This window comes from Massilia sp. Root335 (assembly GCF_001425685.1).
Taxonomy (GTDB): Bacteria; Pseudomonadota; Gammaproteobacteria; order Burkholderiales; family Burkholderiaceae_D; genus Telluria; species Telluria luteola.
This window is the reverse complement of the sequence record NZ_LMCY01000026.1, coordinates 50620-64708: the sequence shown is the minus strand read 5'-3', so window position 1 is coordinate 64708 and position 14089 is coordinate 50620. Positions and strand designations below refer to the sequence as shown.

Genomic DNA, 14089 nt, shown 5'->3' with positions numbered 1-14089 from the left:
GCGGGGATGACGGTTCAAAGTCACGCCCGCCTCAATCGCCACCGCAACTGCTGCCGCAGCTGCAGCCGCCGTCGCCCGCGCCGCCGTCGCCGCACGTGTCGCCTGCGCCGCCATCGCCGCCCGCGTCGCCGTCGGCAAACGCCATGCCGCCGCAGGAACTGTCATCCGTCGCCAGCGCGCGCCGGCGTTCGTGCGCGGCGAGGATCTGCGGCGCGACCAGGCCGTGTGCCACGAGGGCCGCCAGCCCCAGTTCCGGATGCGGCATGGCGCGCCACATGCCGCGGCCACGTTCGTTCAGGCGCGCGTAGCGGATCTCGCCGGCGCGGTTCCAGTAACCGTGCCCGCCCGGCATGCGCAGGTCGGCGTCCAGCGCGAACAGTGCCGGGATGCGCATGGCGCCCGGATTGACGCCGTCACGCGCGCAGCAGGCCGCGAACGTGTGCAGCAGGGCGTTCGATGCGAGGCCGGCGCGTTCGACGTGGGGTATCGCGCTGCCGAAATGGCGCCGGCAGAAGCGTTCCAGCCCGATCGGATTCTGGCGCAGCCACGCGTGCCACACCGAATCCGCCGCGTTCGAAGGGAGGGCGCAGGGCCGGCCGCTGTGCCGCACCGTGTCGAAGAACCGCAGCAAGCCTTCCGTCGCGCGGGTGAAAAAAAAGGCATCCGTCCGGATGCCTTCGTATTCGCGCGGCGCGTGGTGGCGCCAGAAACTCTCCAACTCCGCCGGCAGGTCCGCCAGCGCGGCCTGCCAGGGAGAAGCGCGCCGCAGCCGTGCGGCGCGCAGTTCGTTCAGCCATCCCATATCGCCTCCTTGTTGTGCTTTGCCGGCACGTTCAGCTTAGGAGGTTTTCATGACAGTTCGATGACTTGCGTCTATAACTTACTTCAGCGCCGCGAAGATCGTCTCCAGGCGGTCCCGCGTCCCCGGGATGCGTTCCAGGCGCGGGTAGCGCAGGCCGCCGCGGTAGTCGAGTGCGATCGTGCGCAGCACGTTGCCCTTCCTGACCAGCAGGCGGATCGGCTTGTCCTCCTTCGCGTCCTTCGCGTCCTTGATCGCGGCCTTCAGCAGCTCCGGCTTGTACACGCGGTCGTTGACGGCCATGACGGTCGTGTTGGCGGCGAGGCCGGCGCGGAAACCGATGCCGTCCCACACGACGTTGCGGACCGCGCCATCCTGGGCGACCGTGAAGCCGAGCGAATACGTCAGGTCCAGCGATTTATTCCGCTCGTCGTAGCCCTTGATGTAGTCCGTCGGCGTGTCCGTGTAGACGAGCTTCCAGCCGGCGCGCGCGAGGCCGTCCAGCGGGGCGCCCGGGCCGTGGCCGTCCAGCTTCGCGCGCAGGAAAGCGGCCCAGTCGTACGGCTGGATCTTGTTCAGGGTGGCGACGACGTCGTCGAACGTGTAGAACGCGGGCAGGTGGCTGCCGTTGTTCACGCCGTAGAAGGCGCGTGCGAAATCGTCCAGCGAACGGCGCTCGCCGGACAGTTCGCGGATGCGCGTGTCGATGTCCAGCCAGATCAGCATGCCCTCGACATAGTAATCCTCGCTGCGCTGCCAGTTCGGCCAGCCGAGCGGGCGGCGCGCGTTGAGGATCGGGTCGTAGACGGTGTCCTGCACGGCGCGCCACGCGCGGCCCGCGACGCTGTCGTAGCGCGCGGCCATCGCGGCCAGCGCGTCGCGCGCGCCGGTTGCCGAGACGAGGCCGGAACGCGCGGCCAGCACATTGCCCCAGTACTGGGTCTGGCCTTCGTACACCCACAGCAGCTCGTTGTCCATCGGGGTGTTGAAGTTGGGGACGTCCTGGCCGGCCGGACGGCGGAACTTGCCGTTCCACGAGTGCGTGTATTCGTGCGGCAGCAGGTCGCGTCCGGACTCGCCCTTGGCCCAGTCGGTGAAATAGCCCGGCTTGACGCCGTTCTCGCTGGACTGGTGGTGCTCGCGGCCGATGCCGCCGAATTCGTCGGACAGCGCGAACAGGAAGTCGTAGTGGTCGTAGTGATACGAACCATACAGTTTATACGCTTGTTGCACGAGCGCGCGGTGCGCGGCGATCTGCTCGGGTTTCGCTTCCAGGCTTTCCGGATGGTCGGCGAAGACGTTCAGCGTCACGCGCACCTTGCCGTCCGGATCGAGGTCGAAGCGCTTGCTGTAGCGGCCCGCGAACAACGGGGAGTCCATCAGCGTCTCCAGGTCGCTCGTCTTGAAATGGACCTCGTCGCCGGCGCGGTTGTCGGTCTCCAGCGCGGTGGCGTACTGCCAGCCCGCCGGCAGCTTGAGGTTGGCCTGCACGTCGATGCCGCGCGCCACATAACCGGCCGGGTACAGCGTGGTCGAGATCCACTGCACGCCGAGGATATCGTCCGTCATCGTGATGCGGCCCTGGCCGCCGTCCAGCGGCGACAGGTACTGGTATTCCGCTTCCAGGGTCGTCGCGCCTTCGGGCACGACCAGGTGGAACGCGTACACCTGCACCGGATCGCGCGCCCATTCGACCGGTTTGCCGTTCGCCGTGAATTTCAGGCCCGCCAGCTGGGTGATCGGGCCGTTCGGGCCGTGGTTCGCGGGAATCCACTGCGGATACAGCAGGGTGAGGGGGCCGGGCTTCACCGGGATCGTCATGTGCATGCGGAAGATCTGCTGCGACAGGTCGGTCGCATCGACGTTCAGCACGATGGTGCCGGGGTAGGGCTGGGCGACGGGGGCGGGAACCCCGGCATGCGCCGGGAAGGCCAGCGCCAGCGCGAGCGCGGCGGCCGAGACGGTGGAAGCGAACTTGGAAGCGGTCATTGGCTGAAACCCAGGGAATGGATACAAACGGCCGAGTGTAGCACCGCGCGCCAGGGCGGAATTCCGGCGGGCAGCGATCCAAACAAAATTTTAGAAGTGATCATAAAAAAGATATTTTGTACGGCTTGAAAACGGGGCAGGGGGCCATTAGATTGGTTCCAACGGATGCTCACGATGAGGTCCGTCAACTTATCGCTTGTACTTTTTAGAGGATATCGAATCATGCGTACTTTTGACCTGTCTCCCCTGTATCGTTCCGCCATCGGCTTCGACCGCCTGGTGAACCTGCTCGAACAACGCGCCGAAACCGCGCCGAGCTACCCGCCGTACAACATCGAACTGGTCTCCGAGGACAAATACCGCATCGTGATGGCGCTCGCCGGTTTCACCCGCAACGAGATCGAGATCACCTCCGAACGCGACACCCTGCTCGTGACCGGCCGCAAACAGAAGGACGACGTGCAGCGCACCTTCCTGCACCGCGGCATCGCCCAGCGCGATTTCGAACAGCGCTTCCAGCTGGCCAACCACGTGAAGGTCGTCAGCGCCGGCTTCGACAACGGCATCCTCACCATCGAACTGGTGCGCGAAGTGCCCGAAGCATTCAAGCCGCGCAAGATCGCGATCGCCGATGCCAACGGCAATACCGACAACGTGCAGGTGCTGGAGCAACCGGGCCAGCAACAGCACGCCGCGTAATCGCGTAATCGCGTGACCGCTTGACACAAAGGCGCTTCGGCGCCTTTGTCGTTTACCGGTCATGCGTGCGCGCACCGGTCACGCTGCCGTCACATCCGCTCTTTATAGTCGGGCACGTCCTCCACACCGTTCCGAGCCCGCCACCCTCATGCGACATACCGACCATCCGGACCTGGTGCAACGCGTGCGCCGCGACATCGCCGACAGCTACGACGAGGAACTCGAGCTGGAACTGGACGACCGCGACCTCGATCCGGACACGCTGCTGCCGGCCCACGCGCAGACCGACGCGGAGCGGGAAGCGCGCATGCATTACTTCCGCGAGCTGTTCCGCCTGCAGGCCGAACTGGTCAAGCTGCAGGACTGGGTCGTGCACACGGGGCACAAGATCGTGATCCTGTTCGAAGGCCGCGACGCGGCCGGCAAGGGCGGCGCCATCAAGCGCATCGTCCAGCGCCTCAATCCGCGCGTGTGCCGCGTGGCCGCGCTGCCCGCGCCGAACGACCGCGAACGCACGCAGTGGTACTTCCAGCGCTACGTGTCGCACCTGCCGGCGGCCGGCGAGATCGTCCTGTTCGACCGCAGCTGGTACAACCGCGCCGGCGTCGAGCGCGTGATGGGGTTCTGCACGGACGCCGAGTACGAGGAATTCTTCCAGACCGTGCCCGAATTCGAGCGCATGCTGGCGCGCTCGGGCATCCAGCTGATCAAGTACTGGTTCTCGATCTCGGACGAGGAACAGAACGCGCGCTTCCTCAGCCGCATCCACGATCCGCTCAAGCAGTGGAAGCTGAGCCCCATGGACCTGGAATCGCGCCGCCGCTGGGAAGAGTACACGAAGGCGAAAGAAATCATGTTGGAGCGCACGCACATCCCGGAAGCGCAATGGTGGGTCGTGCAGGGCATCGACAAGAAGCGGGCGCGCCTGAACTGCATCCACCACCTGCTGCGGCAGATCCCGTACGAGGAGGTCGACCGGCCTTCGATCCAGCTGCCCGAACGCGAGTACCACGACGACTACGTGCGGCGTCCCGTGCCGCAAACGATCATCGTCCCCGACGTGTATTGATCCCTCGCTCCCGTTGACTTCGCGAACACAGCTGCTATAGTTGGCGCGGCCAGGTTGGCAACGTTTCCAATTCGAGGAGATGCCGCATGCCGCAACCGTTCGACCCCCGTCGTATTCTGTCCATGCCGTGGGCCGCCGCCTTCGTTGCTCTCGCTGCGCTGGCGCCGGGCGCCGCCGCCGCGCAGGTGCAGGCCTGGATCACCACCGGCGACCAGTCACGATTACTCGCGCGCGCCGCCGATGCGCGCATGGAGGCGAACAACGCCGCCGACCCCGGCGCCGCCACGATCACCGTCGATCCGGCCACGCGCTATCAAGAAATCGCCGGCTTCGGCGCGGCCATCACGGATGCGTCGGCGTACCTGATCCAGCATATGGACCCGACCCGGCGCGACGCGCTGCTGCGCCGCCTGTTCGGCCGCGAGGGCGAGGGCATCGGCCTGTCGTTCACGCGCCTGACGATCGGCGCCTCCGACTTTTCGCGCACCCACTACAGCTTCGACGATATGCCGCCGGGGCAGTCCGACCCGCGGCTCGCGCACTTCTCGCTCGCGCCGCAGCGGGACACCGTGCTGCCGACCGTGAAGGCGGCGCTGGCCATCAATCCGCACTTGAAGGTAATGGCGTCGCCCTGGAGCGCGCCGGGCTGGATGAAGACGAGCGACAGCCTCGTGAAGGGCACGCTGAAGCCGGAAGCGTTCGACGCCTACGCGCGCTACCTGGACCGCTACCTCGCGGAGATGCAGGCCGCGGGCGTGACCGTGTCGGCGCTCACCCTGCAGAACGAACCGCACTTCGAGCCGGACGACTATCCCGGCATGCGCGTCGATCCGTTCAAGCGCGCCGCGTTCATCGGCGGCCACCTCGGGCCGCTGCTGGCGAAGTCGCATCCGGGCACCGCCATCTTCGACTGGGACCACAACTGGGACGAGCCGGAGTCGCCGGCCATCGTGCTGTCCGATCCGACGGCGGCGCGGTACGTGAGCGGCATCGCGTGGCACTGCTACGGCGGCGACGTGCGCGCGCAGGGCCGGCTGCACGGCCTGTTCCCGGCCAAGGACACCTGGTTCACCGAATGCTCGGGCGGGCGCTGGTCGCCGGACTGGGCGAAGAACCTGCAGTATTTTGCGAAGACGCTCGTCATCGACACGACGCGCAACTGGGCGCGCGGCGTCCTGTTCTGGAACCTGGCGCTGGATGCGCACGACGGCCCGCACCTGGGCGGCTGCGCGAACTGCCGCGGCGTGGTAACCATCGATGCGGCCACCGGCGCCGTCACGCGCAACGTCGAGTACTACGCGCTGGCCCACGCCAGCCGCTTCGTGCTGCCGGGCGCGCGCCGCATCGCCTCGAGCGGCGACGACAACGTGGCGTTCGCCAACCCGGACGGCTCGTTCGCGCTGCTGGTGGCGAACGGCGCCGCGCAGCCGCGCGCGCTCGCGGTACGCGTGGGCACGCAGGGCTTCCGCTACACGCTGCCGGCCGCCAGCGTGGCGACGTTCACCTGGCGCGCCGCGCCCTGACGCGCGTTGCGCGCGCACGCCACGTCTTGACCTCGGATTTTAATCGCGACAATCATGCGGCTTGGTTTGGCAACGTTTCTGACTCCCGCACCATCACAACGATGCTGGAGACATGAAGCAAGGCTCAGTGCTTCACGGTCGACCACCGCCGCGGAGGCCGGCTGGCGGCACGCGCGCTGCTCGATCACGCGCACCGCGAGATCGCCGTCATCGCCGGCCCGATGACGGTCGCCGACAACGTCGACCGCATCGACGGCTTCATGGCCGAACTGGCCGACGCCGCCATCGACACGGGCGCCGTCTGGATCACGGAGCGCGACTTTTCATCGGCCCAGGGATGCGCCGCCGCGGCCTGTTCGGCGCCGCGCCTCACCTCCGTGCACATCCCCTGGCGCGAGATGACGAAGAACGGCATCGCCGAACTCCTCAACCTGTGCTACGGCTTCAACCGCCCCGTCACGCGCACCTTCCCGGTCAGCGTGAGCCTGCGCGCCTCGGTGGCCAAGCGCCGGCGCACATCCTCCCGGGCGTCCGCGCGGCCTGCCGATTTTTAAGGAAGGTCTAAGACTGCTGCGCCAATATACTCCCTACGAAAAGCGCAGTCTTCAAACCACTTTCCAATCCGGGAGCACGTCAATGCCTAACCAAGGTACCGTTACTGCCATCACCGCAAAACGTCTCACGCTGGCCCTGTGTGCGGCCGGTGTCATTGGCGGAGCGGTAGGTGCGATCGCAGTCGAACACAAGGACGCCACCGCCGCCGCGGCCGTCGCAACCGTGCCGGCGTCGCCGGCCCCTGTCGCCGCCACCGCGGCGCCGGTGGCGGGCAATCCGGCCGGCGTGGCCTTGCCCGACTTTACCCAGATCGTCTCGCACAACGGCCCGGCCGTCGTGAACATCCGCGTCGTCGGTACGACCAAGGTGTCGCAACGCCAGATGCCGCAGTTCGACGAGGACGATCCGTTCTTCGAATTCTTCCGCCGCTTCCAGCCGCAGCAACCGCGCGGCGGCGGACGCGGGGAACTCGTTTACGGCGCCGGATCGGGCTTCATCGTCAGCCCGGACGGCGTCATCCTGACCAATGCGCACGTGGTGCGCGATGCCGACGAAGTCACGGTCAAGCTGCAGGACCGCCGCGAATACCGCGCGAAAGTCCTCGGCTCCGATCCGAAGACCGACGTCGCCGTGCTGAAGATCGACGCGAAAAACCTGCCCGTCGTCCCGCTCGGGAACACGCGCAACCTGCAGGTCGGCGAATGGGTGCTGGCGATCGGTTCGCCGTACGGCCTGGAGTCGACCGTGACGGCCGGCGTGGTGAGCGCCAAGGGCCGCAACATCGACCAGAACGGCGTGCAGTTCATCCAGACCGACGTCGCCGTCAACCCGGGCAACTCGGGCGGTCCGCTGTTCAACACGCGCGGCGAGGTGGTCGGCATCAACTCGCAGATCTACAGCCAGACGGGCGGCTACCAGGGCCTGTCGTTCGCGATCCCGATCGACGTCGCCGTGCGCATCAAGGACCAGATCGTCGCCACCGGCAAGGTGCAGCACGCCAAGCTGGGCGTGGGCCTGCAGGACGTCAGCCAGGGCTTCGCCGATGCGTTCAAGCTGCAGTCGCCGGACGGCGCGCTCGTGTCGAACGTCGAGCGCGGCAGCGCGGCCGACAAGGCCGGCCTCAAGGCGGGCGACGTGATCCGCAAGGTCAACGGCCAGCCGCTCATCACGGGCGGCGACCTGTCGGCCATCGTGTCGGTGGCCAAGCCGGGCGACAAGCTGGCGCTGGACGTCTGGCGCGACGGTAAAATCGTGCAGCTGAACGCCACGCTGGCCAACGCCAAGGACAAGCCGGATCCGGCCAGCCGCGACAACCTCGCCGGCATCGACAACGGCGCCAAGCTGGGGCTGTCCCTGCGTCCGCTGGACCCGTCCGAGCGCAACCAGTCCGGCATCGCGGCCGGCCTGCTGGTCGAGGATGCGGCCGGCGCGGCGGCGGTGGCCGGCGTGCAGCCGGGCGACGTCGTGCTGGCCGTGAACGGCAAGCCGGTGAGCTCGGTGGGCCAGGTGCGCGACGTCGTCAGGAAGTCCGCGAAGTCGGTGGCCTTGCTGGTTCAGCGCGGAGATGACAAAATATTCATCCCCGTGCCGATCGGCTGACCGGAACGTCGCCAAACCTGCTGCGCGTTGCAGGTTTGGTCTGCGATGCTCGCTGTACTCCTCGTACAGCTGCGCTTCTCGACCAAACCTGCGGCCGCTCGCGACGGTTTTGCGAGGTTCCTTACATTGACGTTTGAAATCGGCAGGGTTTCTGAGAATCGGGGGATTGGATGCGGCTGCTGCTGGTGGAAGACGATACGATGATCGGCGAAGTGGTGCTCGACCTGCTCAGGGCCGAGCACTACGCCGTCGACTGGGTCAAGGACGGCGAGATGGCCGACACGGCCCTGATGCAGAACCAGAACTACGACCTCGTCGTGCTCGACCTGGGCCTGCCCCGCAAGGACGGGCTCGAGGTCCTGCGCGCGATGCGTGCGCGCAAGGACCGCACGCCGGTGCTGGTCGCGACGGCGCGCGACGCCGTCTCGCAGCGCATCGCCGGGCTCGATGCCGGCGCGGACGACTACGTCCTCAAACCCTACGATCTCGACGAACTGCTGGCGCGCATCCGCGCGTTGCTGCGGCGCGCCGCCGGGCGCGCCGAACCCGTGTTCGAGTACAAGAACATCACCATCAATCCCGCCACGCGCGAAGTGCTGGTCGACGGCCAGCCGGTCGTGCTGTCGGCGCGCGAATGGGCCGTGCTGGAAGCGCTCGTCGCGCGGCCCGGCGCCGTGCTGTCGCGCGCCCAGCTCGAGGAAAAGCTGTACAGCTGGCGCGACGAAGTGTCCAGCAATGCCGTCGAGGTCTATATCCACGGCCTGCGCAAGAAGCTGGGCAGCGACTTGATCCAGAACGTGCGCGGCGTGGGTTATATGGTCCCCAAGGTGTGAGGGTCCCATGAAAGTGAGGGTCACGCATTCCCTGCGCGGGCGGCTGCTGTGGTTCCTGCTGGCGGCGATCACCATCGCGGCCGTCGCGCAGGCGTCGATCGCCTACCGCACCGCCCTCAACGACGCCGACCAGATATTCGACTACCACATGCAGCAGATGGCATTGTCGCTGCGTTCGCGCGTGCCGCTGACGAGCGCCGAGGACGCGAACGCCGATGCGCCCATCAGCGGCAACGACGATCTCGTCGTGCAGGTGTGGTCGCCGGACGGCGTGCGCGTGTTCCGCAGCGCCTCGCACGCGCACCTGCCGCAGCGCGCCGTGCTGGGCTTTTCCAACGTGCGCGCGAACGGCACGACGTACCGCATCTTCTCGATCCAGACCGACAACCAGACCGTGCAGGTCGCGCAGGACCTGGCCGTGCGGCGCAGCATGGCGAGCAACCTCGCGCTGCGCACGCTGGGGCCGATCGCCGTCATGATGCCGATCCTGATGCTCGTCGTGTGGTGGGTCGTCAGCGGTTCGCTGGAACCCGTCGCGCGCGTGCGCAAGCAGGTGGCGTCGCGCCAGGCGGACGATCTGTCGCCCGTGTCGGAAGCGGGCCTGCCGGACGAGGTGCGTCCGCTCGTGCAGGAACTGAACCTGCTGTTCGGCCGCGTGCGCACGGCATTCGACGCCCAGCAGCATTTCGTGGCCGACGCCGCGCACGAGCTGCGCACGCCGCTCGCCGCGCTGAAGCTGCAGGTGCAGAGCCTGGAGCGGTCCGACAGCCCGGACGCGAAGCGCGTCGCCGTCGGCCGCCTGACGGCCGGCATCGAACGGGCCACGCGCCTGGTCGAACAGCTGCTCGTGCTGGCGCGCCAGGAGGCGAGCGTCGCGCCGCGCCAGCGGATCGATATCGCGGCCGCGGCCAAGCGTGCCGTCGCCGACATGGCGGGCGTCGCGCAGGCCAAGGGCATCGACCTGGGCCTGCCGCGCGCGGACGCCGCCGAGGTCGAAGGGCAGCCGGACGCGCTGATGATCCTGCTGCGCAACCTGGTCGACAACGCGATCAAGTACACGCCGCACGGCGGCACGGTCGACGTGTCGGTGGTGGCGGAATCGCACGGCGTGCGCGTGACCGTGGAAGACAGCGGGCCCGGCATCCCGCCGGCGGAACGCGAGCGCGTGTTCGACCGTTTCTATCGCGTGCCGGGCAGCGACGCGGCGGGCAGCGGGCTCGGTCTCGCCATCATCAAGTCGATCGCGGAGCGGCATGGGGCGACGCTGGCGCTCGGGGAATCGAAGCGCTTGGGCGGGTTGGAAGCGACCGTCACGTTTCCGGCGTAACGCTTGCGATATGTTGGCGTCCGCGTGGGCTCCCCGAGCCCACGCGGACGCCGGCAGGACGCGACCGTCACTTGCCGGCACCCCGCGCCCACCATGCGGTCAGAACTTGTGCGACAGACGCGCGAAGTACGCCGCGCCGTTCAGGCCGAACTGCACGCTTTCATACTTGAAGCCGTTGTCCGTCTCGTCCGGATTCTGCTGGGTCGGATGCACGTTGAAGATGTTCGTGCCGCCGACGGTCAGCTTGGTCTTGTCGCTGAACGCCCACGTGAACGCGAGGTCGGCCGACGTCTTCGACTTGTAGTACTGGTTCGGCACCGGCGGGCCATCGAACGTGCCCAGCGTCTGCGGGCCGTAGTGGATGATGCGGAAATCCGATTCCAGCTGGCCGAGCGTGTAGTCGAAGTCCAGCGTGGCCTTGCGGCGCGGGCCGCCCTGTTCGATGAACAGGCGCTCGCGGTCGGACAGCAGCACGTCCTCGTAGCCGGCCAGCACGGCCGGGGCGTGCACGCCCGTCACTTCGGTCTTGCTGAAGTTCATGGCGAGGTAGGTGTTCAACTTGCCGCCGCCCACGGTCGTGCGGTGCGACGCGGTCAGGTCCAGGCCCTGCGTGCGCGTGTCGACGGAGTTCACGAAGAACTGCGCCTGGCCCACGCCCAGCGCTTGCAGGGTGGCGCCCAGGGCCGGGTAGTTGTCGGCGTCGAAGCGGCCCGACAGCACGATGCGGTTGTCGATCTGGATGTGGTACAGGTCGGCCGTGACGGAGACGGCCTTCGTCGGCGTCCACGTCGCGCCCAGCGTGTAGCTCTTCGATTTCTCTTCATGCAGCTTCGGGATGCCGGCCGCGTCGGCGACCTTGCCGCCGTTCGGCGCGAGCACGACGTCCATCGGCACGCCGGCGACGAAGTCGGTGAACGTGGACGAGAAGTAGACCTGCTGCAGCGACGGCGCGCGGAAGCCGGTGCTGGCCGAGGCGCGCAGCAGCAGGTCGTCCGTGGCCTTGAAGGCGCCGGCCAGCTTGCCTGTCGTCGTCGAGCCGAAGTCGGAGTATTTCTCGTGGCGCAGCGCGGCCTGCAGCTTGGTGCGCGGAGCGATGTCCGCCTCGAAGTCGAGGTAGGCGGCCGAGCTGTGGCGGTCGCGCGAGGTGGCGTCGCCCGGCTGGAAGCCCGGGAAGCCCTGGCTGCCGGCATTGCCGCCGAAGCCCAGGCCGTCGACGTCGTTGTACGAACCCGGCTCGCCGGCGAAGATCTGGTAGTTCTCCTTGCGGTATTCGAAGCCGAATGCGGCGTTCAGGCCGCCGAGGATGTCGTCGTAGAAGCGGCTGAAGTCCGCGTTGGAGGTCAGCTGGCGGAACGAGAAGCCGCCGGCGTCGAACTGCGACGGGCTCACGCCCTTGCCGCCGTTGATCAGGTCCAGGTTCGCGATCGACGCGTTGAGCGTGTGCGCAATGTTGTAGCGCATGCGGTTGTAGCCATAGGTCTGCGAGAAATCGCTGGCCCATTCGCCGATGCGGGTGCGGTAGCCGACGATGCCGTAGCGGTCGTCGATGTCGCCGTTGATGAACGGGACGAAGCCGTCCGGGTACATGGCGGCCGAGTTGCGCGACGGGATGTCGTCCGAACCGACGCCGCCGCGCGCCCACGCGGCCGACGAGGCGTCGCGGGTCTGGGCGCCGGCCGTCAGGTACAGCTTGCCCGGGCCGACGGGGAATTCGCCGTTCACATAGACGGTCTCGTTCTTCGACTTGGTGTCGCCGATGATGCGCAGGCTGCCCGGGTCGGAGCGGTTGGAGCGGCCGCGGTCGTAGTATTCGCCCGTGATGCCCAGCACGCCGCCGCCGAGGGCGACGCCGCAGTACGCGGACGCCAGCCAGTTCTTGCCGTCGTGCCTGGAGTATTCGCCGAAGCCGGTCACGGCCTCGCAACCGAGGTCCTTGCGCAGCTCGACGTCGATGACGCCGGCGATGGCATCCGAGCCGTATTGCGCGGCGGCGCCGTCGCGCAGCACCTGCACGTCCTTGATGGCCAGCACGGGGATCGCGTTCATGTCGGTGCCCGTGTTGCCGCGGTTGCGCGCGCCGAACAGGTTCACGAGGGCCGTCGTGTGGCGGCGCTTGCCGTTCACGAGCACGAGGGTCTGGTCGGAACCGAGGCCGCGCAGGGCGGCCGAGTCGATCAGGTCGGCGCCGTCGGCGCCCGTCTGGCGCGTCGAGTTGAACGACGGCGAGATGTTGGCCAGGGTCTGGGCCAGGTCGAACTGGCCGCTTTGCTCGGCGGCCTTGGTCAGCGGGATGTAGTCGACGGGAACCGGGGTATCGGTGGACGACGTGTTGCCCACGCGGCGCGAGCCGACGATGGTGACGCTCTGGACGTCGGTGCCGGCGGCGGCCTGTGCATTTTGTGCGAAGGCGGCCGGCGCGAAAGCCAGGGCCGCGCTGCCGTACAAGCCGAGCAGGATGGACTGGCGGATCGGGGTAAGTTTCAAGGGGTATGCTCCGAGGGAAAAATTGCATATTAAAGAATTTCCAAGGAGGCAACCATTTGAACGTCTCATATGTACAACAGGAAGGATTAGAATGCCAGCCACCGATCAACCCGAAAGGAAAACAGGATGAGCCTGCCTCCGCTCCCTACCTATGACGATGTCGTCCAGGCGGCTTCCCGCATCGCCGGCGTTGCCAACCGCACGCCGGTGCTGACCTCGCGTACCGTCGACGCGGCGTTCGGCGCCCGGGTCTATTTCAAGTGCGAGAACATGCAGCGCATGGGCGCGTTCAAATTCCGCGGCGCCTACAACGCGTTGATGAAGTTCACGCCCGAGCAGCGCCGCGCCGGCGTCGTCGCGTTCTCGTCCGGGAACCACGCGCAGGCCATCGCGCTGTCCGCGCAGCTGCTCGGCATTCCGGCCACGATCGTGATGCCGCAGGACGCCCCCGCCGCCAAGGTCGCCGCCACGCGCGGCTACGGCGGCAACGTCGTGCTGTACGACCGCTACACCGAAGACCGCGAGCAGATCGGCCGCGACCTGGCGCAGAAACACGGGCTGACGCTGATCCCGCCGTACGACCACCCGGACGTGATCGCGGGGCAGGGCACGGCCGCGAAGGAATTGTTCGAGGAAACCGGGCCGCTGGACGCCTTGTTCGTGTGCCTGGGCGGCGGCGGCCTGCTGTCCGGCTCCGCGCTGGCCACGCGCGCGCTGGCGCCGGATTGCCGCCTGTATGGCGTGGAACCGGAGGCCGGCAACGATGGCCAGCAATCGTTCCGCAGCGGCGCGATCGTGCACATCGACACCCCGCAGACCATCGCCGACGGCGCCCAGACCCAGCACCTGGGGAACATCACGTTCCCGATCATCCGGCGCGACGTCGACGACATCCTGACGGCGACCGACGATGAGCTGGTACAGTGCATGCGCTTCTTTGCCGAGCGCATGAAGATCGTCGTCGAACCGACGGGCTGCCTCGGCTTCGCGGCGGCGCGGCGCATGCAGGATGACTTGCGCGGCAAGAAGGTCGGCATTCTCGTCAGCGGCGGGAACATCGACCTGGCGCGGCTGGGCGGCTTCCTGGCCGGGTGATGCCCCAAACCGGGGTCAGAGCCCGATTTTGGGCAATTTCCAAAATTCGGGCTCTGACCCCGGTTGTCTAAAAAATTTTTTGATGGCGTTGTCGATTTCGCGATGCCTCATCCGTCG

The 14089-nt window shown here is 67.4% G+C and carries 11 protein-coding genes; 8 read left to right on the top strand and 3 right to left on the bottom strand.

From position 1 onward, the window contains the following. Positions 1-31: 31 nt before the first annotated feature. Both ASC93_RS14360 and ASC93_RS14355 read right to left on the bottom strand, forming a co-directional pair. Positions 32-802, bottom strand: coding sequence for a hypothetical protein (locus tag ASC93_RS14360; protein WP_056443140.1), 771 nt, complete (start codon positions 800-802; stop codon positions 32-34). Between the two features lie 78 nt (positions 803-880). Beyond that, positions 881-2788 (bottom strand): M61 family metallopeptidase, encoded by a 1908-nt coding sequence (locus ASC93_RS14355; RefSeq protein WP_056443137.1) that lies wholly within the window; start codon positions 2786-2788, stop codon positions 881-883. A gap of 222 nt (positions 2789-3010) precedes the next feature. On the opposite strand from ASC93_RS14355, the gene ASC93_RS14350 reads away from it, so the two are divergent. The 7 genes from ASC93_RS14350 to ASC93_RS14320 all read left to right on the top strand — a co-directional run bounded on the left by ASC93_RS14350 (position 3011) and on the right by ASC93_RS14320 (position 10393). Then, positions 3011-3487, top strand: coding sequence for an Hsp20 family protein (locus tag ASC93_RS14350; protein ID WP_056443134.1), 477 nt, complete (start codon positions 3011-3013; stop codon positions 3485-3487). A gap of 148 nt (positions 3488-3635) precedes the next feature. Next, positions 3636-4556: a polyphosphate kinase 2 gene (gene ppk2 / locus ASC93_RS14345; RefSeq protein ID WP_056443130.1), complete on the top strand. Its 921-nt coding sequence runs from the start codon at positions 3636-3638 to the stop codon at positions 4554-4556. A gap of 86 nt (positions 4557-4642) precedes the next feature. Next, on the top strand, positions 4643-6079 hold the full coding sequence (locus ASC93_RS14340; protein ID WP_056443127.1) for a glycoside hydrolase family 30 beta sandwich domain-containing protein: 1437 nt from the start codon (positions 4643-4645) through the stop codon (positions 6077-6079). Between the two features lie 221 nt (positions 6080-6300). After that, positions 6301-6633 (top strand): hypothetical protein, encoded by a 333-nt coding sequence (locus ASC93_RS14335; RefSeq protein ID WP_056443123.1) that lies wholly within the window; start codon positions 6301-6303, stop codon positions 6631-6633. A gap of 82 nt (positions 6634-6715) precedes the next feature. Further along, entirely contained in the window at positions 6716-8233 is a 1518-nt protein-coding gene (locus tag ASC93_RS14330) for a Do family serine endopeptidase (protein WP_056443120.1), read from the top strand. Positions 8234-8403: 170 nt separating this feature from the next. Further along, positions 8404-9066, top strand: coding sequence for a response regulator transcription factor (locus ASC93_RS14325; RefSeq protein WP_056443118.1), 663 nt, complete (start codon positions 8404-8406; stop codon positions 9064-9066). 7 nt (positions 9067-9073) lie between these two features. Continuing rightward, positions 9074-10393: an ATP-binding protein gene (locus ASC93_RS14320; RefSeq protein WP_056443115.1), complete on the top strand. Its 1320-nt coding sequence runs from the start codon at positions 9074-9076 to the stop codon at positions 10391-10393. 99 nt (positions 10394-10492) lie between these two features. Here ASC93_RS14320 and ASC93_RS14315 read toward each other — a convergent pair whose 3' ends face one another. Further along, the gene (locus tag ASC93_RS14315; protein WP_229412727.1) at positions 10493-12877 is read right to left on the bottom strand and encodes a TonB-dependent siderophore receptor; all 2385 of its coding nucleotides are present in this window, start codon (positions 12875-12877) and stop codon (positions 10493-10495) included. 126 nt (positions 12878-13003) lie between these two features. Between ASC93_RS14315 and ASC93_RS14310 the strand changes: the two genes are divergently transcribed. After that, entirely contained in the window at positions 13004-13972 is a 969-nt protein-coding gene (locus ASC93_RS14310; protein WP_056443113.1) for a threo-3-hydroxy-L-aspartate ammonia-lyase, read from the top strand. Positions 13973-14089: the final 117 nt, after the last annotated feature.

Excerpts from the sequence above, each read along its gene's own strand:
- ASC93_RS14330 (WP_056443120.1), top strand. The coding sequence starts at position 6,716 with ATGCCTAACCAAGGTACCGTTACTGCCATCACCGCAAAACGTCTCACG.
- ASC93_RS14355 (WP_056443137.1), bottom strand. The coding sequence starts at position 2,788 with ATGACCGCTTCCAAGTTCGCTTCCACCGTCTCGGCCGCCGCGCTCGCG.
- ASC93_RS14335 (WP_056443123.1), top strand. The coding sequence starts at position 6,301 with ATGACGGTCGCCGACAACGTCGACCGCATCGACGGCTTCATGGCCGAA.
- ASC93_RS14360 (WP_056443140.1), bottom strand. The coding sequence starts at position 802 with ATGGGATGGCTGAACGAACTGCGCGCCGCACGGCTGCGGCGCGCTTCT.
- ASC93_RS14320 (WP_056443115.1), top strand. The coding sequence starts at position 9,074 with ATGAAAGTGAGGGTCACGCATTCCCTGCGCGGGCGGCTGCTGTGGTTC.
- ASC93_RS14340 (WP_056443127.1), top strand. The coding sequence starts at position 4,643 with ATGCCGCAACCGTTCGACCCCCGTCGTATTCTGTCCATGCCGTGGGCC.
- ASC93_RS14325 (WP_056443118.1), top strand. The coding sequence starts at position 8,404 with ATGCGGCTGCTGCTGGTGGAAGACGATACGATGATCGGCGAAGTGGTG.
- ASC93_RS14350 (WP_056443134.1), top strand. The coding sequence starts at position 3,011 with ATGCGTACTTTTGACCTGTCTCCCCTGTATCGTTCCGCCATCGGCTTC.
- ppk2 (WP_056443130.1), top strand. The coding sequence starts at position 3,636 with ATGCGACATACCGACCATCCGGACCTGGTGCAACGCGTGCGCCGCGAC.
- ASC93_RS14310 (WP_056443113.1), top strand. The coding sequence starts at position 13,004 with ATGAGCCTGCCTCCGCTCCCTACCTATGACGATGTCGTCCAGGCGGCT.